Annotated in this window: 15 protein-coding genes; 5 read left to right on the plus strand and 10 right to left on the minus strand. The window is 71.8% G+C overall.

Annotated features, from left to right (window positions below; all coding sequences use genetic code 11):
• Both ACWGKT_RS31595 and ACWGKT_RS31600 read right to left on the minus strand, forming a co-directional pair.
• Positions 1–749, minus strand: a 749-nt coding sequence (locus ACWGKT_RS31595; RefSeq protein ID WP_453276373.1) for a maltotransferase domain-containing protein, incomplete at its 3' end; no start/stop codon positions are given.
• A 216-nt stretch (positions 750–965) separates the two neighbouring features.
• Entirely contained in the window at positions 966–2168 is a 1203-nt protein-coding gene (locus ACWGKT_RS31600) for a S8 family peptidase (RefSeq protein WP_453276374.1), read from the minus strand.
• Between the two features lie 423 nt (positions 2169–2591).
• Here ACWGKT_RS31600 and ACWGKT_RS31605 point away from each other — a divergent pair, with 423 nt between their 5' ends.
• Complete coding sequence (locus ACWGKT_RS31605; RefSeq protein WP_453276375.1) at positions 2592–5222, plus strand: glycosyltransferase family 1 protein; 2631 nt, start codon at positions 2592–2594, stop codon at positions 5220–5222.
• A gap of 108 nt (positions 5223–5330) precedes the next feature.
• Here the strand turns inward: ACWGKT_RS31605 and ACWGKT_RS31610 are convergent, their stop codons facing one another.
• The 8 genes from ACWGKT_RS31610 to glgX all read right to left on the minus strand — a co-directional run bounded on the left by ACWGKT_RS31610 (position 5331) and on the right by glgX (position 19817).
• Positions 5331–5852, minus strand: a complete 522-nt coding sequence (locus ACWGKT_RS31610; protein ID WP_453276376.1) for a DUF1990 domain-containing protein — start codon at positions 5850–5852, stop codon at positions 5331–5333.
• A 73-nt stretch (positions 5853–5925) separates the two neighbouring features.
• Positions 5926–7584, minus strand: a complete 1659-nt coding sequence (locus tag ACWGKT_RS31615; protein WP_453276377.1) for a M4 family metallopeptidase — start codon at positions 7582–7584, stop codon at positions 5926–5928.
• Between the two features lie 246 nt (positions 7585–7830).
• A complete protein-coding gene (locus ACWGKT_RS31620) occupies positions 7831–9873 on the minus strand; it encodes a M4 family metallopeptidase (protein WP_453276419.1) in 2043 nt (680 codons plus the stop codon).
• A 405-nt stretch (positions 9874–10278) separates the two neighbouring features.
• The gene (locus ACWGKT_RS31625; protein ID WP_453276420.1) at positions 10279–12024 is read right to left on the minus strand and encodes an ABC transporter ATP-binding protein; all 1746 of its coding nucleotides are present in this window, start codon (positions 12022–12024) and stop codon (positions 10279–10281) included.
• An 8-nt stretch (positions 12025–12032) separates the two neighbouring features.
• Entirely contained in the window at positions 12033–13739 is a 1707-nt protein-coding gene (locus tag ACWGKT_RS31630; RefSeq protein ID WP_453276378.1) for an ABC transporter transmembrane domain-containing protein, read from the minus strand.
• A 22-nt stretch (positions 13740–13761) separates the two neighbouring features.
• A complete protein-coding gene (locus ACWGKT_RS31635; protein ID WP_453276379.1) occupies positions 13762–15675 on the minus strand; it encodes an ABC transporter ATP-binding protein in 1914 nt (637 codons plus the stop codon).
• Positions 15672–17531 (minus strand): ABC transporter ATP-binding protein, encoded by a 1860-nt coding sequence (locus ACWGKT_RS31640; RefSeq protein ID WP_453276380.1) that lies wholly within the window; start codon positions 17529–17531, stop codon positions 15672–15674. Before ACWGKT_RS31640 ends, ACWGKT_RS31635 begins: the two co-directional genes overlap by 4 nt.
• A gap of 108 nt (positions 17532–17639) precedes the next feature.
• Positions 17640–19817, minus strand: coding sequence for a glycogen debranching protein GlgX (glgX, locus tag ACWGKT_RS31645; RefSeq protein ID WP_453276421.1), 2178 nt, complete (start codon positions 19815–19817; stop codon positions 17640–17642).
• Between the two features lie 537 nt (positions 19818–20354).
• Here glgX and ACWGKT_RS31650 point away from each other — a divergent pair.
• The 4 genes from ACWGKT_RS31650 to ACWGKT_RS31665 all read left to right on the plus strand — a co-directional run bounded on the left by ACWGKT_RS31650 (position 20355) and on the right by ACWGKT_RS31665 (position 24630).
• Positions 20355–21584: a L,D-transpeptidase gene (locus tag ACWGKT_RS31650; RefSeq protein ID WP_356155085.1), complete on the plus strand. Its 1230-nt coding sequence runs from the start codon at positions 20355–20357 to the stop codon at positions 21582–21584.
• A 158-nt stretch (positions 21585–21742) separates the two neighbouring features.
• On the plus strand, positions 21743–22984 hold the full coding sequence (locus tag ACWGKT_RS31655; RefSeq protein ID WP_453276381.1) for a L,D-transpeptidase: 1242 nt from the start codon (positions 21743–21745) through the stop codon (positions 22982–22984).
• 78 nt (positions 22985–23062) lie between these two features.
• A complete protein-coding gene (locus ACWGKT_RS31660; RefSeq protein ID WP_453276382.1) occupies positions 23063–23830 on the plus strand; it encodes an enoyl-CoA hydratase/isomerase family protein in 768 nt (255 codons plus the stop codon).
• 296 nt (positions 23831–24126) lie between these two features.
• Complete coding sequence (locus tag ACWGKT_RS31665) at positions 24127–24630, plus strand: ATP-binding protein (RefSeq protein WP_356155092.1); 504 nt, start codon at positions 24127–24129, stop codon at positions 24628–24630.
• The last annotated feature ends 101 nt before the right edge of the window (positions 24631–24731 follow it).

Consider the following 24731-nt stretch of genomic DNA (forward strand, 5'->3'; position numbering starts at 1 on the left):
TACAGGGCACGTTCACGCTCCACCAGCAGCGGCAACGGCTCCGAAGCGGTCACCAACTCCCGCAACGGACACCGCGCGAGCACCTCGCCCACCTCCGGCGCCAGTGCCGCCGCGAGTCGCCAGGGGGAGGGGCGGTTCTTGTCGCGCAGCGTCGCCGCCGCGGCGAGGACGACGTCCCGGTCGGGGCCCCGCGGGACTCCGGCGGCCGCACGTTCGTACAGCCGCGCGCCCTCCTCCAGGACCAGGTCCGTGTCGATCCCCGCGGGGATCTTGATCTGTGCGTGGTGGCGCCAGGTGGTGACCGGATCTCCCCACGCCTCGACCGCGTAGGTCCAGCGGCCCGGCGCGTCCGGCGTGACGTCCGCGCCCCAGCGGTCGGTGCCGGGGGCGAGTTCACGCATCGGCGTCCACGGGCCCGGCCGGCCCATGGGGTCCTTCAGAACGACATTGGCGGCCACGGCGTCGTGTCCCTCTCGAAACACCGTGGCTGAAACCTCGAACGTCTCTCCAGTGACCGCCTTGGCGGGCCTGTAGCCGCGTTGGACGACCGGGCGGACGTCGAGGACGGGTATGCGGCCGACGGCGGTGCCCTCACGCGCGGAGGGCTGCTCCCGGGACGGGGGGCCGGGGTCGGCCGGGGCGGCGGGGGGCGGCGTGGCGGCCGCTGTTCCGGCCGCCGTGCCGGCGTCGCCCTGCGTGCTGTTCCTGCTGGTGGTCGGGGGTGCTGACGAGTGGTGCGTGGCGGGCATGACCGCTCCTGTCCGCGTCAACGAGGGTGTGGCGGATGAGGTGTGGGGAGGTGGGTCCTGCGGGTGTACCTGTGGTGCGCCTGTGAGCCGTACCGGAGGAGCCTTCCCACCCTATTCGGGTGGGCAATCCGGCACTTTGTTAACTACTCACGCGTATGTCTACGCACAAGACCGGCCCCGTCCGGTGCGAACGGGGCCGGTGGTGTCACTCTGCCATCACGGCCTTGACGTCTGCAGGAGTTTGTCCGGTGAACCCGGGCCCGCCCTCGACACCTTGCCGTTCACCGCCTCGGAAACGAGGGCCTTGGCCACCCGGGCGGGGCCCGCCTTCGGGTGTGCGGACAGATAGAGCGCGGCCGCGCCCGCCGCGTGCGGGGACGCCATCGACGTACCGGAGCAGGTCGCCCGGCCGGTGTCGCTCGCGGAGGACGCCGAGGTGATCGACACCCCCGGGGCGAACAGATCGAGAGCGGCACCGAAGTTGGAGAACGCGGCCCGCCGGTCCGCCCGGTCCGTCGCGCCGACGGTGATCGCCTCCCGCACGTCGGCGGGGGAGTACAGCCCGGCCGGAAGACCGTCGTTGCCCGCCGCGATCGTGTAAGTGACGCCGGACCGGATGGAGTCGCGTACGGCGGCGTCCAACTGGGCGTTGTGGTAGCCGCCCAGACTGAGGTTGGCGACGGCCGGCTTGCGGGCGTGCCGGGTGACCCAGTCGATGCCCGCGATGACCTGGGCGATGGTGCCGGAACCGGCGTTGTCCAGCACCCGTACGGCGACGACCTTCGCCTTCTTGGCGACGCCGTACCGGGCGCCCGCGATCGTGCCGGCCACATGGGTGCCGTGCCCGTTGCCGTCCCCCGCGCTCCCGTCGTTCCCGACGAAGTCCCAGCCGTAGCTCGCCCGGCCGCCGAAGTCCTCGTGCGTGATCCGGATGCCGGTGTCGATCACGTACACCGTCACCCCGGCGCCCGCGGGCTCCCGCCACGAGTAGCGCTTGTCCAGCGGCAGGCCGCGCTGGTCGAGCCGGTCCAGGCCCCAGGACGGCGGGTTCCGCTGCGCCCGGTCGAGGACCACACGGCTGTCGTGGACGACCGAGGCGACCCGGGAGTCGGCCGCGAGCAGTCCCGCCTGTCCGCGGTCGGCCCGTACCGCGTAGCCGTTGAGGACGCTGCCGTAGACATGGCCTATTTTCGCTCCGTACGTCGCGGCGACGGCCCTGCCCGCCGTCGACGGAGCCCGTATCCCCTCCCTCAGCGTCACCAGATAGCTCCCGACGACGGAGCCGGGCTCCCCGGTGCCGCCGATCGTCCGCTCCGGTGCGGCGTGCGCGGGCAGGGTGCCGGCCGACAGCACCGCGGCCGTGACGACCGCGATCAGGCCTCCCGCCCGGCGCAGACGCCCGCTTCGCGTCCGTGCCATGGTCCGAGTTCCCCTCCTCGACTTCAGGGGAGCGTCTCGTGCGGGCCGGGAGCCCACAAGAACGCCTGGGGCCCGTCGTCCAATTCCCGTCGTCGCCCGAAGGGCGGCCCTGCGGCGTCTGGCGTGCTCTCGGCGTGCCGGGCGGAAGTCCTCGTACTGGACGTACTCGGGCTTTCGCCCGGTGCGGCGAGTGGGGGTCCCGCCTGCTCGAAGAGCCTGGGGGAGCGTGCCGGGCGTCGCGGGGCAGGCGGGATTTGGACGACGGGCCCCAGGGGCGGCATCGGTCTTGTCGGCCGATTGCCAACCGCCCGGTGCGACTTTCCACAGCCGCAGCGGGGCCGGACACAACACCGGTACCGTCGTCAGAGACGTCGAGTCGCACACCGCCGTGCGCCTCCAAAAGCAACCGCGCCGAGGTGGAATGTGAAGGCGATCCGCCGGTTCACCGTCCGTCCCGTTCTCCCCGAACCCCTCCGGCCGCTGAGTGATCTGGCGCGCAATCTGCGCTGGTCATGGCATGCGGAAACGCGCGATCTGTTCCAGTCCGTCGATTCCGAACACTGGGCCGCCTCGCAGGGCGACCCGGTCCGCCTCCTGGGCGGCGTCAGCCCCGGTCGGCTCGCCGAGCTCGCCGAGGACCGCCGCTTCCTGCGCCGTCTCACCGCGGTCGCGGACGACCTCGACGACTACGTGACCGGCGACCGCTGGTACCAGTCGCAGCCCCCGTCCGCCGAACTCCCGGACGCCATCGCCTACTTCTCGCCCGAGTTCGGCATCACGGCCGCCCTGCCCCAGTACTCCGGCGGCCTCGGCATCCTCGCCGGCGACCATCTGAAGGCGGCCAGCGACCTCGGCGTGCCCCTCATCGGGGTCGGCCTCCTCTACCGGCACGGCTACTTCCGGCAGACCCTCTCCCGGGACGGCTGGCAGCAGGAGCACTACCCGGTGCTCGACCCGAACGAGCTGCCGCTGGCGCTCCTGAAGGACGCCGAGGGCACCCCCGCCCAGGTCTCCCTCGCGCTGCCCGGCGGCCGGCAGCTGCACGCCCGGATCTGGCTGGCCCAGGTCGGCCGCGTGCCCCTGCTCATGCTGGACTCGGACGTCGAGGACAACCACCTCGGCGAACGCGGGGTCACCGACCGGCTGTACGGCGGCGGCAGCGAGCACCGGCTGCTCCAGGAGATGCTGCTCGGCATAGGAGGCGTGCGCGCCGTACGGGCGTACTGCCGGCTCACCGGCCACCCCGAGCCCGAGGTGTTCCACACCAACGAGGGGCACGCGGGCTTCCTCGGCCTGGAGCGCATCGCCGAACTCTGCGACCAGGGGCTGGACTTCGACGCCGGACTGGAGGCCGTGCGGGCGGGGACCGTGTTCACCACCCACACGCCCGTCCCGGCCGGCATCGACCGCTTCGACCGCGAACTGGTCGCCCGCCACTTCGGCCCCGACGCCGAACTCCCGCGCATCGAGGTCGAACGCGTCCTCGGGCTCGGCATGGAGACCTACCCGGGCGGCGAGCCGAACCTCTTCAACATGGCCGTGATGGGCCTGCGCCTGGCCCAGCGCGCCAACGGCGTGTCCCTGCTGCACGGGCAGGTCAGCCGCGAGATGTTCGCGGGACTGTGGCCGGGATTCGACCCCGACGAGGTGCCGATCACCTCCGTCACCAACGGAGTGCACGCCCCCACCTGGGTCGCCCCCGAGGTCTTCCGGCTCGGCGCCCGCCGGCTCGGCGCCGAGCGCACCGAGGACGAGCTGTCGGCCGGCGGCGCCGATCGCTGGGACGTGCTCACGGACGTCCCGGACCAGGACATCTGGGAGCTGCGCCGCGCCCTGCGCGAGCAGCTGGTGGCGGAGGTACGGGACCGGCTGCGCGCCTCCTGGCGGCAACGCGGCGCCGGAACGGCCGAGTTGGGCTGGATCGACGGCGTCCTCGATCCCGACGTCCTCACCATCGGCTTCGCGCGCCGGGTCCCCTCGTACAAGCGTCTGACCCTCATGCTGCGCGACCGCGACCGGCTGATGGACCTGCTGCTGCACCCCGAGCGGCCCGTCCAGATCGTGGTCGCCGGCAAGGCCCACCCGGCCGACGACAGCGGCAAGCGGCTCGTCCAGGAACTGGTCCGCTTCGCGGACGACCCGCGGGTACGCCATCGCATCGTCTTCCTGCCGGACTACGGGATGGCGATGGCGCAGAAGCTGTACCCCGGCTGCGACATCTGGCTGAACAACCCCCTGCGCCCGCTGGAGGCCTGCGGCACCAGCGGCATGAAGGCCGCCCTGAACGGCTGCCTCAACCTCTCCGTCCTGGACGGCTGGTGGGACGAGTGGTTCCAGCCGGACTTCGGCTGGGCGATCCCCACCGCGGACGGCGACGCCGGTACGGACCCCGACCACCGGGACGACATCGAGTCGGCCGCCCTCTACGACCTCCTCGAACAGCGCGTCACGCCCCGCTTCTACGAACGCGGCCAGAGCGGGCTGCCCGACCGCTGGATCGAGATGGTCCGCCAGACCCTGACCCTGCTCGGCCCGAAGGTGCTGGCCGGCCGCATGGTCCGCGAGTACGTCGAGCGCCTCTACACCCCCGCCGCCCACGCCGACCGCGCCCTGTCGCCCGAGGCGGCGGGCGAACTGGCCGCCTGGAAGGCCAGGGTGCGTGCCGCCTGGCACGGCGTGCGGGTCGACCACGTCGAGACGACCGCCGCGGCGGCCACCGCGGAGCTGGGCACGACGGTCGGCCTGCGCGTGCGCGTGGCCCTCGGCGCGCTCGGGCCCGACGACGTCGAGGTCCAGGCGGTCTCGGGCCGGGTGGACTCGCAGGACCGCATCGCCGACGCGACGACGGTCCCGCTGAAACCGGCGGGCGGTCCCGACCCGGAGGGCCGCTGGGTCTACGAGGGCCCCCTCTCCCTGGACCGCACCGGCCCCTACGGCTACACGGTCCGCATCCTCCCCGACCACCACCTCCTCGCCTCCGGCGCGGAGCTCGGACTGCTGTCGGTGCCGTCGGAGGACGTGGTGGAGGGGGCCGCCGGGGTGCTGCTGCGCTGAGTCAACTCGTCCGATCCCGCATCGGTCTCATGACCACATGCGGCGGCCCCACCGGATTTCTTCCGGTGGGGCCGCCGAGGTGTTCCGGACGGTCGGGCGGCACAGCGGTCAGAGCTGCTCCTCATCGGCGCACAGCCTGCGCAGAACGGTTCCGCACCGCCGCGCATACGCATGCTGCAACCCCCGCGTCGCCGCCCCGCCCGCGCGGGCGTACCACTTGGCCGCCTTGCTGAACGCGGCCACCGTCAGCCAGACCGTGCCGTCGCCCGTGCGGTCGACCACGAAGGCCTCCTCGCCGCATTCGGGGTGGCCGGTCAGGGTGCCGTAGGCCCAGCCGGCGCGGCGGGGTTCCTCGACCGTCCAGACTATGCGGCAGGGGGCCTTGATCAGGCCGGCCAGGGTGACGGTGACGTCCACGTCGGGGGCGGCGCGGTCGGCGGTGGCGTCGATGCCGACGCCCATCGCGCGGTGCATCTCCCAGGTGAGGACCGCCTCGGCGGCCCGGCGGAAGACCTCGGGTCCCTCGCCGATCCGCGTGCGGACGTGCATCGGGTGGAAGCCGGGCGGGCAGAAGCTCAGGTCGTCGCGGGTCGCGCCGACCGGCTCGTAGGTGAAGGACGCCGAGGGCATGGGTCACAAGAGTAGGGCGGTACCCGGAACGCTTCCGTCCCGGGTACCGCCCTTGAGCCGATTGTCCGACAGGTCAGCTGACGTTGACCGCCGACCAGGCCGCGGCCACCGTCTTGTACTCGGTGCTGGTGGAGCCGTACAGGGCGGCCGCCGCAGACAGGGTGCCGGTGCGGGCCGACTTGTAGTTGGTGGTCGACGTGAAGTACGTCGTCAGCGCCTTGTACCAGATCTGCAGCGCCTTGGCGCGGCCGATGCCGGTGACCGTGGAGCCGTTGGAGGTCGGCGAGTTGTACGTCACGCCGTTGATCGTCTTCGAACCGCTGCCCTCCGAGAGGAGGTAGAAGAAGTGGTTCGCGACGCCGGACGAGTAGTGGACGTCCAGGTTGCCGACCGAGGAGGACCAGGAGTCGGCGGAGCCGCCGTCCTTGCTGGGCTTGTCCATGTAGCGCAGCGGGCTGCCGTCGCCGTTGATGTCGATCTTCTCGCCGATGAGGTAGTCACCGGGGTCGGAGGCGTTGTTCGCGTAGAACTCCACGCCCGTGCCGAAGATGTCCGAAGTCGCCTCGTTCAGGCCGCCGGACTCACCGCTGTACTCGAGACCGGCGGTGTTGGAGGTGACACCGTGGCTCATCTCGTGGCCGGCCACGTCCAGGGACGTCAGCGGGTGGGTGTTGGACTCGCCGTCGCCGTAGGTCATGCAGAAGCAGTCGTCGTCCCAGAAGGCGTTGACGTACGCGCTGCCGTAGTGCACCCGGGAGTAGGCCGCGACGCCGTTGTCCTTGATGCCGCTGCGGCCGAAGGTGTTCTTGTAGAAGTCCCAGGTGACCTGCGCGCCGTAGGCGGCGTCGACGGCCGCGGTCTGGTCGGCGGTGGAGCTGGAGGCCGTACCGGTGCCCCAGGTGTCGTCCGCGTCGGTGAACAGCGTGCCCTGGGACGTGCTGCTGCTGTGCTTCTTGTTGTACGTCTTGTGGCCGCCGCGCGTGCTGTCGTTCAGCTGGTACGTCGTACCCGACTTGGTGGTGTTCAGGGTGACGGTGCCGGAGTACAGGCTCTTGCCGGTGCCGGTCTCGATGCCCTGGTACTCGTAGAGCTTCTTGCCGGTGGCCGCGTCGGTGATGACGTGCAGCTGGTTCGGGGTGCCGTCGTCCTGGAGACCGCCGACGACCGTCTCGTAGGCGAGGACCGGCTTGCCGGAGCCGGCCCAGATCACCCTGCGCGCGCCGTCGGCGGCGGTCTTGGCGGAGCCGGCGGCCTTGGCGGAGGTCAGCGCCTGCTTCTCGGCCTTGCCGGCGGTGATCTGCGGCTTGAGCGAGGCCACCTTGATGGCGGACTTCGTCGCCTTGGTGACGCCTTCGGTTCTGCCGGACTTCGCGGTGTGGACGACGAGGTCGCCACCGAGGACCGGCAGGCCCGCGTAGGTGCGCTCGTAGCGGGTGTGGACGGTGCCGTCGGCGTCCTTGACGACGTCCTTGACGACCAGCTTCTCCTTGGCGCCGAGGCCTATGTGCTGGGCGGTCTCGGCGGCGCCCGCCCGGGCCTGCTGGATCAGGGTGGTGCGGGCCGCCGCGGTCAGTGCGGTCGGGGCGGCGGCGAGGGTCCTGGTGGCGGCGCTGCCGCTGGGGGTCTGCGCGGAGGCGCTGCTGGTCAGTCCGGTGGTGAGCAGGGCTCCGGCCGCGACAGTGGTGGCGATGACCAGAGTGGTGCGCTTGTGACGCGCGTAGAGGGGGCTCACTCAAGCTCCTTCTTGTGGGGGAGTCCGATGCGGCGTGGGGTTGCCGGTCGGAGTGGTGATGAAGTTGCTGTGTTGCGCGGCGGGTGAGGGAAGAGTGACATCAAGGCCGCGTACATGTCATGACCCTGAAGTGATGTTGGCCGAAAACCAGCTGTCCGGTTAACGTTTCAGGGAGGTAAAACGGGCGCCGCCCCGGGGAGTTGAACCTCCGGAGCGGCGCCCTGCTCCTGCGCCCGTGAACTGCGGTTACGGGAAGGTCACCTTCCAGCTGTTGATGGTGCCGACGTCATACGCCGCCTGGTCCTGGACCTTCAACTTCCAGGTCCCGTTGGCCGATTCGGAGGAGGCGTTGACCGTGTACGTTTCGTTCACATTGTCCGCCGAGTCCGACGAGCTGAAGTTCTTCAGCCGGTAGGACGCGCCCGACGGTCCGACCAGGTCGATGACGAGGTCACCGCGCCAGGTGTGCGTGATGTCGACGGTCACCTGGAGGTTGTTCGGCGCGTTGCCGGTCCGGCCGGAGACGGTGATCGACGAGGTGACCGCGGGCCCGTTGTCCGGGATGGACACCGGGGTGGTGTTCTCGTACGACGTACCGCCGCCGCCCCCGCCACCGGACCGCGAGCCGACCGCGACGCCCGCCCACGCGTCCTGCACCGCCTTGTACTCGGTGCTGGAGGTGCCGTACAGCTCACCCGCCGCCGCGAGGGTGCCGGTGCGCGCGCCCGCGTAGTTGGTGGTGGACGTCCACTTGGTGGTCAGCGCCCGGTACCAGATCTGCAGCGCCTTGGCGCGGCCGATGCCGGTGACCGGGAGGCCGTCCGCGGTCGGCGAGTTGTACGTGACACCGTTGATGACCTTGGTGCCGCTGCCCTCGCTGAGCAGGTAGAAGAAGTGGTTCGCGGGGCCCGAGGAGTAGTGCACGTCGACGCCGCCGATGCCGGAGTACCAGCTGTCCTTGGACGCGCCGTCCTTGCTGGGCTTGTCCATGTAGCGCAGCGGGGTGCCGTCGCCGTTGATGTCGATCTTCTCGCCGATGAGGTAGTCGCCGACGTCCGAGCTGTTGTTGGCGGCGAACTCCACGCCGGTGCCCATGATGTCGCTGGTGGCCTCGTTGAGGCCACCGGACTCGCCGCTGTAGTTGAGGCGGGCGGTGTTGGCGGTGACGCCGTGGCTCATCTCGTGGCCCGCGACGTCGATCGCGGTCAGCGGCTTGCTGTTGCCGGAGCCGTCGCCGTACGTCATGCAGAAGCAGCCGTCGTCCCAGAAGGCGTTGACGTACGAGTTGCCGTAGTGGACGCGCGAGTAGGCGCCGACGCCGTCGTTCTTGATGCCGCTGCGGTTGAAGGTGTTCTTGTAGAAGTCCCAGGTGACGGCGGCACCGTAGTGGGCGTCCGCGCCCGCGGTGGCGGCGTTCGAGTTGGTGCCGTTGCCCCAGGTGTCGTTGGTCTGGGAGTACAGTGTGCCGGTGCCGGACGAGCCGTGGTTCAGGTTGTACGTCTTGTGGCCGCCGCGCGCCCCGTCGGTCAGCGTGTAGTTCGACCCCGACTGGGTCGTCGTCAGCGTGACCTGGCCGCTGTACTGCGTGTTGCCGATGCCGGTCTCGATGCCCTGGTACTCGTAGAGCTTCTTGCCGGTGGTGGCGTCGGTGATGACGTGCAGCTGGTTCGGGGTGCCGTCGTCCTGGAGACCGCCGACGACCGTCTCGTAGGCGAGGACCGGCTTGCCGGAGCCGGCCCAGATCACCTTGCGGACGCTGTCCGCGGCGGACTTGGTGCCACCGAGGGCCTTGGCGCGCTGGACGGCCTGCCGCTCGACGGCCGCCTTACCGACGGCCGGAGTGAGGTCGGTGACCTTGAGGGTGGCGTTGGTCGCCTTGATGACGCGCTGGGTGGCGCCGGACTTGGCGGTGTCGACGATCAGGTCGCCGCCGAGGACCGGGAGGCCGGCGTACGTCCGCTCGTACCGGGTGTGCAGCGTGCCGTCGGCGTCCTTGACGACGTCCCGGGCGACGAGCCTCTCCTGCGCGCCGAGGCCGATCGCCCGGGCGGTCTCGGCCTTGGCGGCGCCGGCGTCGCGGAGCAGTTCCGCGCGCTGCGAGGCGCTGAGCTTGACGGCCACGTGGGCCGGATTGACCTTGCCCGCCTGGGGCTTGGCCGCGGGGGCGGCACTGGCGGCGCCGGACTGGACGGCCGCGGCGATCAGGGCGGCGACGCCGGCGAGGGCGACGGCTGCGGTGCGACGGTGCGTGGTGTGGGAGGTGCGTCCGCGAGATGAACTGCTTCTCAACATGACTCCTTCTGCATGGCCGCGGGTCGCGCGGCCAGGGGAGACCGGACGGTGGGTTGGGACGTCCGGGCAGAACAGGGCGTAACGCGGAACCACGTGCGCGTGCGAGGCCGGCCCGAACAGCGGTGCGTAGCTGTGGGGTTGCTGTGGGTCGGCCGTGGGAAGAGTGGCAGGGGATCACGCCACCTGTCAGGACCGCGTCAGAAACTTGGCCGGAATTGGTTCGTTGACCGGATGTTCATGTTCGGTATGCGAACCGTTCGGTTGTGAGGGGCTCTGCGCGCCCGTGGGCGGGAAGGCCCGTCAAGGGCGGTGGAAAAGTCCGTGAAAACGAGGTTAAATCCCCCGACTTGGCGCGCCCGGGCACCGAAGAGCAACAGGGCCGGTCACCCGCCGGCCCGAACCCTACGCCCTGTCGCCGTGCCACGTCCGCCACAACGCCGCATACGCGCCCTCGGCCGCCACCAGCTCCTCGTGCGTGCCGAGTTCGGTGAGGCGGCCGTCCTCCATCACGGCCACCCGGTCGGCGTCGTGCGCGGTGTGCAGGCGGTGGGCGATCGCGATGACGGTGCGCCCTTCGAGCACCGCCGCGAGGGCGCGCTCGGTGTGCCGGGCGGTCGTCGGGTCCAGCAGGGCCGTGGCCTCGTCCAGGATCAGCGTGTGCGGGTCCGCCAGGACCACCCGGGCCAAGGCGAGTTGCTGGGCCTGCGAGCCGTCCGTGGCGTGACCGTCCGCGCCCAGCCGGGCGTCGAGGCCGTCCGGCAGCTCGCGCACCCACTGCGCGGCGCCTACCGCCCGCAGCGCCGCCCACAACTCCTCGTCGGTGGCCGACGGTTCGGCGATCAGCAGGTTGTCCCGGAGCGAGCCGAGGAAGACATGGTGCTCCTGGGTGACCAGGACGACCTGCCGGCGCAGCCGTTCGGGCGCGAGTCCGGCGATCGGCACCCCGCCCACGGTCACCGTCCCCGCCCCCGGCGCGTCGACACCGGCGAGCAGCCGGCTCAGGGTCGTCTTGCCGGCGCCCGAGGGGCCGACCACCGCGAGCCGCTCCCCGGGCCGTACCGTCAGATCGACCCCGCGCAGCACCTCGCCGCCGCGCTCGTAGGCGTACCGCGCCCCGCACACGTCGATCCGGTCGTCCGCGGGCACCACCGACGCACCGTCCGCCTCGGACCGCGGCGCCCCGGCCAGCCCCTCCACCCGGGCGAACGAGGCGCTGCTGCTCTGCAGTTGCTCCACCCGCATCAGGATCTGGTCCAGCGGATCGGTGAACTGCCGCAGATACAGCGCGGCCGCCACCACCGCGCCCAGGCCCACCTCGCCGTGCGCGTGCAGCACCCCGCCGACCAGCAGCACTCCGGCCACCGGGACGGTGTACGACACCTCGACCGCCGGGAAGAACACGGACCGCAGGAACAACGTGTACAGCCGGGTCCGGCGGGACGTCTCCAGCGCGTCCCGGCTCGCCGCGGTCCGCCGCTCCTGGAGCCGGAACGCCTCCACCGTACGGGCCCCGGTCGCGGTCGCCGCGAGGATCTCCGCGACCTCGGAGGTGGCCGCGCCCTCGGCGAGATAACCGTCCCGGGCCCGGCGCAGATACCAGCGCAGCGCGAGCCAGATCGGCGTCAGGCCGAGCACCCCGAACAGACCGAGCAGCGGGTCGAGCACGAACACCGCGCCCAGCACGAACAGCGCCTGCACCAGGCAGACCAGCAGCTCGGGCCCGATGTCCCGCAACGTGGTGCCGACCGTGGCCACGTCGGCGGTGCCGCGCGCGGTCAGGTCGCCGGCGCCCGCACGCTCCACCGCCGCCGCGGGCAGCGCCAGCGCCCGGTCGACGAACTCCTCGCGGACCCGGGCCAGCGTGCGCTCCCCGAAGCGATGGCCCACGTACCGGGCCCAGCGCGCCAGCAGCAGCTGGGCCAGCGCGCACACCAGGATCCACACCGCGAGCCGGTCGACGGCCCCCACCCCGTGCCCGGCCCGCACCTCGTCCACGATCCGCCCGACCAGCCACGGCCCGGCGAGCCCCGCCGCCGCGGCCAGCGCGTTCAGCGTCAGGACGGCGGCGAACGCACGCCGGTCGGCCCGCACCAGCCGGACCGACGCCCGCCGCACCTCGGCCCGTTCGGCGACGGGCAGCTGACCCATGACCGGCGTCACCGGACGACCTCCTCCGTGTCGCGGGCCACGAGCGCCCGGTAGCCCGGCTCCTCCACCAGCAGCCGTTGGTGCGTGCCGCTCGCCGTGACCTTGCCGTCGACCAGGTAGTGCACGGTGTCCGCGCGGTCCAGGACCAGCGGGGAGGTCGTGGTCAGCACGGTCGTACGGCCCTCGCGTGCGGCGCCCAGCCGGTGGGCGACCGTGGACTCCGTGTGGGCGTCCAGCGCCGAGGTGGGCTCCACGGCGAGCAGCACCTCGGGGTCGGCCAGCAGCGCCCGGACCAACCGCACCCGCTGCCGCTGGCCGCCGGAGAGGCTGCGGCCCTGCGCGGCCACGGCCGAGTCCAGGCCGTCCGACAGGCCCTGCACGATGTCGTCGGCGGCCGCCGCGCGCACCGCCCGCCGCACGGCGTCGTCGTCCCGGTCCCGGTGCCCGGCCACCACCTCCCGCAGGGTTCCGGCGAACAGGTCGGCCTCGTTGTCGGCGACCAGGATCCGCGCCCGCACCTCGGCCAGCGGCACCGCGTCCAGCCGCACCCCGCCCCAGGTGGCCGCGGACGGCACGTACCGGCCCAGACGGTCGACCACGGCGGCGGCGTCGGCCGGCCGGGCGCCGACCAGCGCGGTCAGCCGCCCCGGCGGCACCCGCACGCCCGACGCGGGATCGTGCAGCACGGACGGCTCCGCCGGCGCGGACAGCGTGCCCTCGTCCGGCTCCGGCTCCAGGCGCAGCAGTCGTACGACCCGACGCGCGGCCACCACGCCCCGGCTCAGCTGGTAGCCCATCTCCAGGAAGAACGCCACCGGTCCCACCAGGACCGCGACATAGCCGTACACCGACACCAGCTCGCCGATGGTGAGCTCCCCCTGGGCGGCCAGCCGGGCCGCCAGCCAGGTCACCACGGCCAGGAACAGCGTCGGCAGGCCCACACCCAGCGCCTGCACCCAACTGGCGACCGCGCCCACCCGGTAGCCCTGCGCCCGCAGCCGCTGCGAGTCCCGCCGGAAGGCGTCCGCGAACAGGCCCTTGCCGCCGAGCCCGTTGAGCACCCGCAGTCCGCCCGCGAGGTCGCCGATGCGGGCGGTGAGCACGCCCTGCCGCTCCCGGTACCGGGTCTCCTCGCCCTGCAGCCGCTTCGTCAGCGGCCCGGCGATCAGCGCCACCACCGGCACCCCGAGCAGCACCACCGCGGCGAGCGGCGGCGAGATCGTGAGCAGCAGCCCGGCCACCACCGCGTACACGACCACGGAACCCACCCCGGGCCCGACCACGGTCAGCGACTGGGAGATGGTCAGCACGTCGCCGACGCCGATCGTGACGACCTCCCCGGCCCCGGCCCGGCGCGGCAGCGCGGCACCCAACCGGACCGCGTGCCCGACGACCACCTTGACGGTGCGGAAGTTGGCGTCCATCCGCACCCGGGTCATCGTGCGGTGCCGCATGATGCTGACCCACGCGTTGACCGCGCCGACCAGGAACAGCACCAGGGTCCACCGGGTCAGCGCGCCCAGGTCGCCGTGGACGAGCCCGTCGTCGATCGCCCGGGACATCAGGTACGGCGCCGCCGCCAGCAGCACCATCCACACGCTGGCCAGCAGCGCCCCGGCGGCCGACCGGCCCGGCTGGCGCAGCACCAGCCACCACAGGAAGTGCCAGCCGCCCCGGGTGTCGGGCGTGCCGGGATCCTCGTACGCGTCGATCATCGCTGCCCCCGTCGTCGTGCCGTCACGCCAGGCTGTCCCGCCAGGCCCGGTGCAGATCCGCGAACCGGCCCGTGCCCGCGACGAGTTCCTCAGGGCCGCCGTCCTCCACGATCCGGCCGTGCTCCATGACCAGCACCCGGTCCGCGATCTCCACGGTCGACAGCCGGTGCGCGATCACCACCGCCGTACGGCCGTGCAGCACCGTGGCCATGGCGCGCTGCACCGCCCGTTCGCCCGGGACGTCCAGCGAACTGGTCGCCTCGTCCAGGATCAGCACCGCCGGATCGGCGAGCAACGCCCGGGCGAACGCCACCAGTTGGCGCTGTCCCGCCGAGATACGGCCGCCCCGTTTGCGGACGTCGGTGTCGTACCCGTCCGGCAGCGCGCTGATGAACTCGTGCGCGCCGATCGCCTTCGCGGCCCGCTCGATCTCCTCCCGGCCGGCGTCCGGGCGGCCGATCGCGATGTTCTCGGCGACCGTGCCGGAGAACAGGAACGCCTCCTGCGTCACCATGACCACCCCGCGCCGCAGTTCGGGCACGGCGAGCTCGCGCAGGTCCACACCGTCGAGCAGGACCCGGCCCTCGGAGGCGTCGTAGAACCGGGCCAGCAGCTTGGCCAGCGTCGACTTGCCCGCGCCCGTGGAGCCGACGACCGCGACCGTCTGGCCGGCCGGGATCGTCAGGTCGAAGCGGGGCAGCACCTCGCCGCCGGTGCGGTACGCGAACCGGACGCCGTCGAAGACGACCCCGCGGCCCGGGTGCTCGCCTTCGAGAGGCGGCAGCTGTCTGGGCGTGGCCGGCTCGGGCACGGACGGGGTTTGCGCCAGCAGCCCGGCGATCTTGGCCAGCGAGGCGGCCGCCGACTGGTACGAGTTGAGGAACATGCCCAGCCGGTCGATCGGGTCGTACAGCCGCCGCAGATAGAGCACCGCCGCCGCCAGCACACCCAGCGCCAGCGAACCGGACGCCACGCGGTAGGCGCCCCACAGCACGATCCCCGCGACGGCGGTGTTCGCGACCAGCCGGGAGCCGACCACATAACGGGCCATCTCCAGGAGCGCGTCGCCGTTGGTCCGTTCGTGCCGCCGGTTCAGGACGCGGAAGTCGGCCTCGTTCGCGGCCTCCCGGCGGAAGGTGCGCACCGGCCGGATGCCGTTCATCGTCTCCACGAACTTCACGATCACGGCCGCGATGGCCGTGGACCGCGCCTCGAACACCCGCGCGGCGCGCCGCTGGTACAGCCGGACCAGCAGGTACAGCGGCACGAACGAGGCCACCGCGATCGCGCCGAGGCCCAGATCCAGCCAGAGCAGCATCGCCGCGATGTACAGGAACGACAGGACGACCGTGACCAGCTCCTGGAGCCCCTCGTCGAGCAGCTCCCGCAGCGACTCCACGTCCGTCGTCGACCGGGATATCAGCCGGCCCGAGGTGTACCGCTCGTGGAAGTCGACGCTCAGCGCCTGCGCGTGCCGGAAGATCCTGCCGCGCAGGTCGAGCAGCACGTCCTGGTTGACCCGCGCGGAGGTCTCGATGAACGCGAACTGCAGCACGCCGGAGACCAGCGCGCACAGCAGATAGCCGACACCGACCAGGATCAGCGGGCCGTGGTCGTGGTCCCGGAACGCGGGTACGGCGCGGTCGATGGCGTACGCCACGAGCAGCGGGCCCGCCTGCACGGCCGCCTGCTGGAGCAGCAGGAGCAGCGAGGTGACGGCGACCCGGGCCTTCATGGGGGCGAGCAGCGAGCGCAGGAGGGCGGCCGTGGCGCCGGGCGGGGTGGGCAGGACGTCACGGTCGAAGGGGTCGCCCGTGTCGCCGGGGCGGGGGAGTTGTTCGTCCTCGGCGGGAGAGGCGGCGGACAGGGGAGTGGGGGTGTCGGGGGTGCCTGAGGGGCTGGAGGAGCTGGAGGCTGACGTGGTGGGGGCGGTCATCGTGCGTCCTCCCGTTCGGATTCCCCGGACATCAGGTGCGCGTACTCGGCGTTGCCGCGCAGCAGTTCGTGATGGGTGCCGACGGCGGTGATCCGGCCGCCCGACAGCAGGGCGACGCGGTCGGCGAGCAGCACCGTGGAGGGGCGGTGGGCCACGATGAGCGCGGTGGTGTCCGCGAGGACCTGGCGCAGCGCGGCCTCCACGGCGGCCTCGGTGTGCACGTCGAGGGCGGACAGCGGGTCGTCCAGGACGAGGAACGGGGGCCGGCCGACCACCGCCCGGGCCAGCGCCAGCCGTTGCCGCTGCCCGCCGGACAGGCTCAGGCCCTGCTCGCCGACCCGGGTGTCCGTCCCCTGCGGCAGCGCGTGCGCGAACTCGGCCTGGGCGACGGCGAGGGCCCGCCCCAGCTCCGGCGTGCCGGCCTCGGGACCGGCACCCATGAGGACGTTCTCGCCGACGGAGGCGGAGAACAGCGTCGGCTCCTCGAAGGCCACGGCCACCTTGGACCGCAGCTCCTCGCGCGACATCGCGGTGATGTCCCGCCCGTCCAGCGTGATCCGCCCGGAGGTGACCTCGTGCAGCCGGGGGACGAGCGCGGTCAGCGTCGTCTTGCCGCTGCCGGTGGCCCCGACCAGGGCCATGGACTCGCCGGGACGGACGTGCAGGTCGATGAGGTCGAGGACGGGAGCGGAGTCGGGCGGGGCGTCGGGGTAGCGGAACCGCACGCCCTCGAAGCGCAGCCCGCGCGCGGCCTCGGGCAGCCGGTCCCGCACGGCCAGGGGGCTCCGGTCCGGCGTGGTGTCGGGACGCGCGGGTGCCTTCGCCGCGGGCCCGGCACCGCCCACGCCCGGTTCCTCCGGCTCCGCGTCCATCACCTCGAAGTAGCGTTCCGTCGCGGTCGCCGCCTCCTGGGTCATCGCCAGCAGGAAGCCGATGGAGTCCACCGGCCAGCGCAGCGCGAGTGCCGTGCTCAGGAAGGCGACCAGGGTGCCCGCCGACAGCTCGCCGTCGGCCACCTGGACGACGCCCAGCACCAGCGCGGACCCGATCGCCAGCTCCGGCAGCGTCACGATGACGCCCCAGATCGCCGCGAGCAGCCGGGCCTTGCGCAGTTCGGTCCCGCGCAGCGTCCGCGACAGCTCCCGGAACGCCCGTGCCTGGCTGCGGTGCCGCCCGAAGCCCTTGATGATCCGGATGCCGAGCACGCTCTCCTCGACCAGGGTCGTCAGGTCCCCGACCTGGTCCTGGGCGCGCCGCGCCACCGTCGCGTACTTCCGCTCGAAGACCACACAGGTCCACATGACGGGCAGGGCGGGCCCGAGGATGACAAGGCCCAGCGTCCAGTCCTGCAGCAGCATGATGATCACGCCGACCAGGATCGTCACCCCGTTGACCAGCAGGAACGTCAGCGGGAAGGCGAGGAACATGCGCAGCAGCATCAGGTCGGTCGTGGCCCGGGAGAGCAACTGGCCGGAGGCCCACCGGTCGTGGAAGGCGACCGGCAGCCGCTGCAGATGCCGGTACAACTCCGCCCGCATCTCCGCCTCGACGTGCGACAGCGGCCGCGCGACCAGCCACCGCCGCAGCCCGAACAGGCCCGCCTCGGCCACGCCGAGCAGCAGCAGGTACAGCGCGCCGAGCCACACCCCGCCCGGATCCCGGTCCGCCACCGGACCGTCCACCATCCACTTCAGGACGAGCGGGATCACCAGCCCCAGACACGAGGCGACGACCGCGACGAACGCGGCGGTGAACAGCCGCACCCGCACCGGCCGGACGTGGGGCCACAGCCGCAGCAGCGTGCGCACGGCTGAACGGTCAGTAGGGTCCTGGGTGGTTGCGCATGTCGTGGGCATCACCGGTGAGCCTACGGATCGGCACCGACGACGCCCACCGAGTTTTGGCCGGACCCGGATCCGCCGCCGGTCCTACGACCTGCGCGTTCGAGGTGCCGGACGGGCGGCCTAGGAGGCCACCCGCAGCAGCAGTACGGACCGGGCCGGCACCGTGAGCGCCGCGCCCGCCGGATGCGACACGTCCGGTGTCTCGCGCTGCTCCTCCTGGGAGGTGTCCACGACGACCTCGTAGCGCTCCGCCCACGGGGGCCCCGGCAGCACGAAGCTGACGGGACGGTCGCCGGCGTGCACGACGGCCAGGAAGCTGTCGTCCAGGATCGGCGCGCCCCGGTCGTCCCGGCCCGGTATGTCCCGCCCGGACAGATACATGCCGAGGGTGGCCGCGGGCGCGTACCAGTCGCCTTCCGTCATCTCCGTGCCGCGCGGGGTGAACCACGCCAGGTCGCGCAGCCCGTCCGCCGAGTGCGCCCGCCCGGAGAAGAACGCGCGGCGGCGCAGCACGGGGTGCTGGTGGCGCAGCGCGATCAGCCGGGAGGTGAGGTCGAACAGCGCCCGCCAGTTCGGGTCCTCCAGCAGCCCCCAGTCCAGCCAGCTGATCTCGTTGTCCTGGCAGTAGGCGTTGTTGTTGCCGCGCTGCGTACGGCCCAGCTCGTCCCCGGCCACCAGCATGGGCACGCCGGTCGACAGCAGCAGCGTGGTGAGGAGGTTGCGCAACTGCCGCCGTCGCAGCGAGCGGATCTCCTCCTGGTCCGTCTCGCCCTCCGCCCCGCAGTTCCAGGAGCGGTTGTCGTGCGTGCCGTCCCGGTTGTTCTCGCCGTTGGCCTCGTTGTGCTTGCCCTGGTAGGAGACCAGGTCGCGCAGGGTGAAGCCGTCGTGCGCGGTGATGAAGTTGACCGAGGCGTAGGGGCGGCGGCCGCCCCAGGCGTACAGGTCGCTGGAGCCGGACAGGCGGTAGCCGAGGTCGCGCACGTCCGGGAGCGCGCCGCGCCAGAAGTCGCGGATCGCGTCGCGGTAGCGGTCGTTCCATTCCGTCCACAGGGGCGGGAAGGCGCCGACCTGGTAGCCGCCGGAACCGACGTCCCAGGGCTCGGCGATGAGCTTCACCCGGCGCAGCACCGGGTCCTGGGCGATCACCGCCAGGAACGGGGAGAGCATGTCGACGTCGTGCATCGAGCGGGCGAGCGCCGCCGCGAGGTCGAAGCGGAAGCCGTCCACGCCCATCTCGGTGACCCAGTAGCGCAGCGAGTCGGTGATCAGGCGCAGCACCTGCGGCTGGACGACGTGCAGGGTGTTGCCGCAGCCGGTGTAGTCCGCGTAGCGGCGCGCGTCGTCCTGGAGGCGGTAGTAGCCGCGGTTGTCGATGCCCTTCAGGGACAGCGCCGGGCCCAGCTCGCCCGCCTCCGCGGTGTGGTTGTAGACCACGTCGAGGATGACCTCGATGCCGGCCGCGTGCAGCGCGCGGACCATGCGCTTGAACTCGCCGACCTGCTGTCCCGTCGTACCGGAGGCGGCGTAGGCGGCGTGCGGGGCGAAGTAGCCGATCGAGTTGTAGCCCCAGTAGTTCTTCAGACCGCGGCGCAACAGGTGGTCCTCGTGGGCGAACTGGTGGACCGGGAGCAGTTCCACGGCCGTCACGCCGAGGTTGACCAGGTGCTCGATGGCCGCCGGGTGCGCCAGACCGGCGTAGGTGCCGCGCAGTTCCTCGGGGATCCCGGGGTGCAGCTTGGTGAAGCCGCGCACGTGGAGTTCGTAGATCACGGAGTCGGCCCACGGCGTCTTGGGGCGGCGGTCGTCCTCCCAGTCGTCGTCATCGTCGACGACGACTCCCTTCGGGACGAACGGCGCCGAGTCCCGGTCGTCGCGCACGGTGTCCGCCACCTGCTGCTCCGGCCAGTCCCGGACATGGCCGTACACCTCCGGCGGGAGGCTGAACTCGCCGTCCACCGCGCGCGCGTACGGGTCGAGGAGCAGCTTCGCCGGGTTCCAGCGGGCGCCGATCCACGGGTCCCAGCGGCCGTCCACCCGGTAGCCGTAGCGCTGTCCTGGCATCACGCCCGGCACGAAGCCGTGCCAGATCTCGTGCGTGAGCTCGCTCAGCCTCAGCCGTGTCTCGCGGCCCCGCTCGTCGAACAGGCACAGCTGGACCGCCTCCGCACCGGCCGCCCACAGGGCGAAGTTGGTGCCGGCCACCCCGTCCGGACCCACTCGGAAGCGTGCACCCAGTGGAGTGGGCGTGCCCGGCCAGACCTGCGGGGCGGGAAGGGTGGGGCGTCGGCCGCCGCTCATCGCGGCGGACCCGGGGCCGGTCTCGACCACCGCGGCCGACGCGGGGCCCCGTTCGACCACCTCGGCGGCCGCGGGGCGGCTCTCGATCACCACGGCGGGCGCGCCCCCGCCGTCGACCATCGCGGCGGGCGCGCCCCCGCCGTCGACCATCGCGGCGGTCACCGGACCGCTGTCGACCATCGCGGCGGTCATCGGACCGCTCTCGATCACCGCGGTGGTCCCAGGACCGTGCTCGACCACCGCGGCGGCCGCGGGGCCGCCCTCGACGGCCCATTCCTGAGCCACTGTCTGCTGCTCGGCTGTGCTCGACACCTTGCGGCCCCTTCGTTCGGCTCGTTCGCCCCAGGAGCGCTCCCCGCCGGCTCCGGGCACCCGGCCGGGCCGGCACCCATGGGTCCGCGGCACGGCCGACCTCCGGCACCGGCACCCCGCGGCACACGGGCGCGGCTCCCCATCGCGTCGTCCTCCCCACTGTTCTGCCCAGCGCTTGCGTCGCACTCACGTTTCCCCAGGGCGGGGCCGGTCGTTGAGTCACCCGTGAGGTATGCACACGGGCGCGCACGGCGCGCGGGGGCCGCGCTGGCCGCCGTACTGACATGGGCAGGACTGCTGGCCGGGGCCGCCGGCTGCACCCCGGGCGGGGGCGGGACCGGGCTTGAGGGGGTGTTCGGAAAATCCAGGGCACCGAAGGAGGTCATCCGCGTCACACCGGACGACGGCGGCAAGTCCGTACGTTCCGGCGACCGGCTGCGCGTGAGGGTGCCCGGCGGGCACCTGGAGTCGGTGAGCGTGGTCAGGTCCCAGGACGCCCAGGACACGCCGGTGACCGGGCACATCAGTGCCGACGGCACGACCTGGGAACCCGACGAGGACAAGCTGGCACTCGCCGCCAAGTACACCGTCGACGTGGTGGCGACCGACGAGAACGGGCGGCGCACCGCCCGGCACACCACATTCACGACGTACGTCCCCGACCAGCGGTTCATCGCGTACGTCACCCCGGAGAACCGCGCGACCGTCGGCACCGGGATGATCGTCTCCCTGGCCTTCAACCGGGAGATCGCCGACCGCGCCGCCGTCGAACGCGCCGTCCGCGTCACGGCGAAGCCCGCCGTCGAGATCCGCCCGCACTGGTTCGGCAAGGACCGACTGGACTTCCGCCCCGAGAGGTACTGGCAGCCCGGGACCCAGGTCACCGTGGACCTGCGGCTGCGCGACGTGCAGGGGGCACCCGGCGTCTACGGGCTGCAGTACAAGACGTTCTCCTTCACCGTCGGCCGCAGCCAGGTCTCGCTGGTGGACGCGGCCGACCACACCATGGAGGTGCGCCGCGACGGCCGGCTCATCGCCACCGTGCCCATCACCGCCGGGGCACCCGAGCACACCACCTACAACGGGAAGATGGTGGTGATGGACATGCTCGAAGTCACCCGTATGAACAGCCGTACGGTCGGCTTCGGTGGTGAGTACGACATCCCGGACGTCCCGCACGCCATGCAGCTCACCGACTCCGGGACCTTCCTGCACGGCAACTACTGGGCGCCGGACGCCCCGGGGAGCGCCAACGTCAGCCACGGCTGCATCGGCCTGCGGGACGTCAAGGGCGGCAGCGCGGACACGCCGGCCGGCTGGTTCTTCGACCGCAGCCTGGTCGGAGACGTCGTCGAGGTCGTCCACAGTAATGACAAAAAGGTCTCTCCCGACAATGGGCTCGGAGGGTGGAACATGGGGTGGAAGGAGTGGAAGGCGGGCGGTGCGGGCAAGTGACCTGGTGGGGGCCGAGGTTGAGCCGTGGGGGCGGACGGTGGAAGTTGCGACGAAACAGTGACATTCGGCTGACGCGAACCTCAAAACCCGCCAGTTAATATGCGCGCACGAACGTGGTGGGGTGCGGGCCTGACCAGGCCCGCCGAGGGGAGAACAACTTGAACGTGCGGCCGATATCGGGGGCGTCGGTGGGCGCGCGGGTGCGGGGCCGGAAGAGAGCGGGGGCGCTGATGACCGGCGTCCTCCTCCTGGCCGTCACCGCGTGCGGCGGAGGAGGAGAATCCGACTCGGGGTCCGGGGACGGAAAGGGCAAGGACCACTCGACCCAGCAGGGCAAGCAGTCGGAGGCCGTCGTCACCATCGCGCCCAAGGACGGGGCGAAGTCGGTCGACACGAGCGGCGCGCTCAAGGTCGGCGCCGCCAAGGGCAAGCTGACCGAGGTCGAGGTCAAGGACGCCAAGGGCGCCAAGGTCGAGGGCGCGATAACCGGCGGCGGCGCCACCTGGACGCCGTCGACCCATCTGGCCGCCTCCACCAAGTACACGGTGCACGCGGTCGCCAAGGACTCCGCGGGCCGTGCGGCGGCCGAGGACTCCAGCTTCACCACCCTGACGCCGCAGAACACCTTCGTCGGCTACTTCACTCCCGAGGACGGCTCCACCGTCGGCGTCGGCATGCCGTTCTCCGTGCACTTCACCCGGGGCATCACCAACCCGGAGGGCGTGGAGAAGGCCATCAAGATCAAGACCGAGCCGGCCGTCGACGTCGAGGGCCACTGGTTCGGCAACGACCGCCTGGACTTCCGCCCCGAGCAGTACTGGAAGGCCGGCACGAAGGTCACCGTCGAGCTGAACCTCGACGGAGTCAAGGGCCGCTCCGGTGTCTACGGCAAGCAGACCAAGACGGTGAAGTTCACCATCGGCCGCAACCAGGTCTCCGTCGTGGACGCCAAGAAGCACACGATGAAGGTCACCCAGGACGGCAAGGTCATCAAGACCATCCCGGTCACCACCGGCAAGCCCGGCTACGACACCTGGAACGGCCAGATGGTGATGAGCGAGAAGCTCACGGTCACCCGCATGAACGGCGAGACGGTCGGCTACGGCGGCGAGTACGACATCAAGGACGTCCCGCACGCCATCCGTCTGACCAACTCCGGCACGTTCATCCACGGCAACTACTGGGGCGGCGGCGTCTTCGGCAACTCCAACGCCAGCCACGGCTGCGTGGGCCTGCGCGACGTGCGCGGCGGCTACAGCAAGAGCGTGCCGGCGGCCTGGTTCTTCAACCACTCGATGATCGGTGACGTGGTGGTCGTCAAGCACTCCAACGACCGGACCGTCGACCCCGACAACGGCCTCAACGGCTGGAACATGTCCTGGGAGAAGTGGAAGTCATAGCCCTTCGGCGTGAAGGGGCCCGGTGCTGTGACGGACGGCACCGGGCCCTTCGTCGTTAGTGGCCGTTAACCTGCTGCCATGACCGTCACTCTCGAAGTCGCCGAAGGCGTCGGCACGCTGCGTCTGGACCGTCCGCCGATGAACGCGCTGGACGTCGCCACGCAGGACCGGCTCAAGGAACTCGCCGAGGAGGCCACCCGGCGCGACGATGTGCGCGCCGTGGTGATCTACGGCGGCGAGAAGGTGTTCGCGGCGGGCGCGGACATCAAGGAGATGCAGGCCATGGACCACACCGCGATGGTCCTGCGCGCCCGCGGACTGCAGGACTCGTTCACCGCCGTGGCCCGCATCCCCAAGCCGGTGGTCGCGGCCGTCACCGGCTACGCCCTCGGCGGGGGCTGCGAACTGGCCCTGTGCGCCGACATCCGCATCGCCGCCGACAACGCCAAGCTGGGCCAGCCCGAGATCCTGCTCGGCCTGATCCCCGGGGCCGGCGGCACGCAGCGGCTGTCCCGGCTGATCGGCCCCTCCAAGGCCAAGGACCTCATCTTCACCGGCCGGATGGTGAAGGCCGACGAGGCGCTGACGCTGGGCCTGGTGGACCGGGTCGTCCCGGCCGCCGAGGTGTACGCCGAGGCGCACGCGTGGGCGGCGAAGCTGGCGCAGGGTCCGGCGATCGCGCTGCGCGCGGCCAAGGAGGCGATCGACACCGGTCTGGAGACGGACATCGAGACCGGGCTCGCCGTCGAACGGAACTGGTTCGCGGGGCTGTTCGCCACCGAGGACCGCGAGCGGGGCATGCGCAGCTTCGTGGAGGAAGGGCCGGGCAAGGCCAAGTTCCTCTGAGGCCCGCTGAGTTCCTCTGATTTTTCGCCTGAACCCTCTTGCAATTGACGCGATGTCTGACCCGGGGTCCCTCGATGGGGCGGTTTATGGAAACCTTAAGGCAACCTTAAGCCTGTCTTGTCGAGGGCGCCTGTCGCTTGCCCGTGAGGGCACCGTCCGCGCAGGTCAGGCGGGCCGTAGCGGGGTCCGAAATGCCGTCGGCATATGACAATCGGACGGCGCGGAATGGAAGCTTCCGGGGGGCGTATTCTTCCGGAACGCCCCCGGGGGGCGCTTCGGGCGGCCATGATGGGGGCATGGCGGGGCTGGAGGGCATCGAACAGCCGCGGGGACACGGCCGTGCGACGGCGGCGCGCTGGTCGCCCGCGGTGGAGGACGAACGGGCGCTCAAGGCACTTGAGTTGTTCGGCAATCCGACGGAGGCCGAGGTTCCGCTGCCGTCCCGCCCGGAGTCGGCGGCCACCGCCCGCCGGCTCGCCCAGGTCGTCGTCCTGCGCCAGTGGGGGCTCACCCCGAAGATGACCGAGGACGCGGTCTTACTCGTCTCCGAACTCGTCGGCAACGCCGTACGGCACACCGGCGCCCGCGTGTTCGGCCTCCGCATGCGCCGCCGCCGCGGCTGGATCCGCATCGAGATCCGCGACCCCTCGCGCGGCCTGCCCTGTCTGATGCCGGTTCAGGAGATGGACATCAGCGGCCGCGGCCTGTTCCTGGTGGACAAACTCTCCGACCGCTGGGGCGTGGACCTCCTGCCCCGCGGCAAGACGACCTGGTTCGAGATGCGGGTGGCCGACCGGTAGGACGGGTCCGCGAAGCCCCCGTCGTCGCGGTCCTGTCGGGGTCGCGAACACGGCGACCCGCTTCGATCGCCCTTTCGGGTCAATCGGCTGTTTTCTTACCC

This window comes from Streptomyces sp. NPDC054794, from assembly GCF_053611585.1.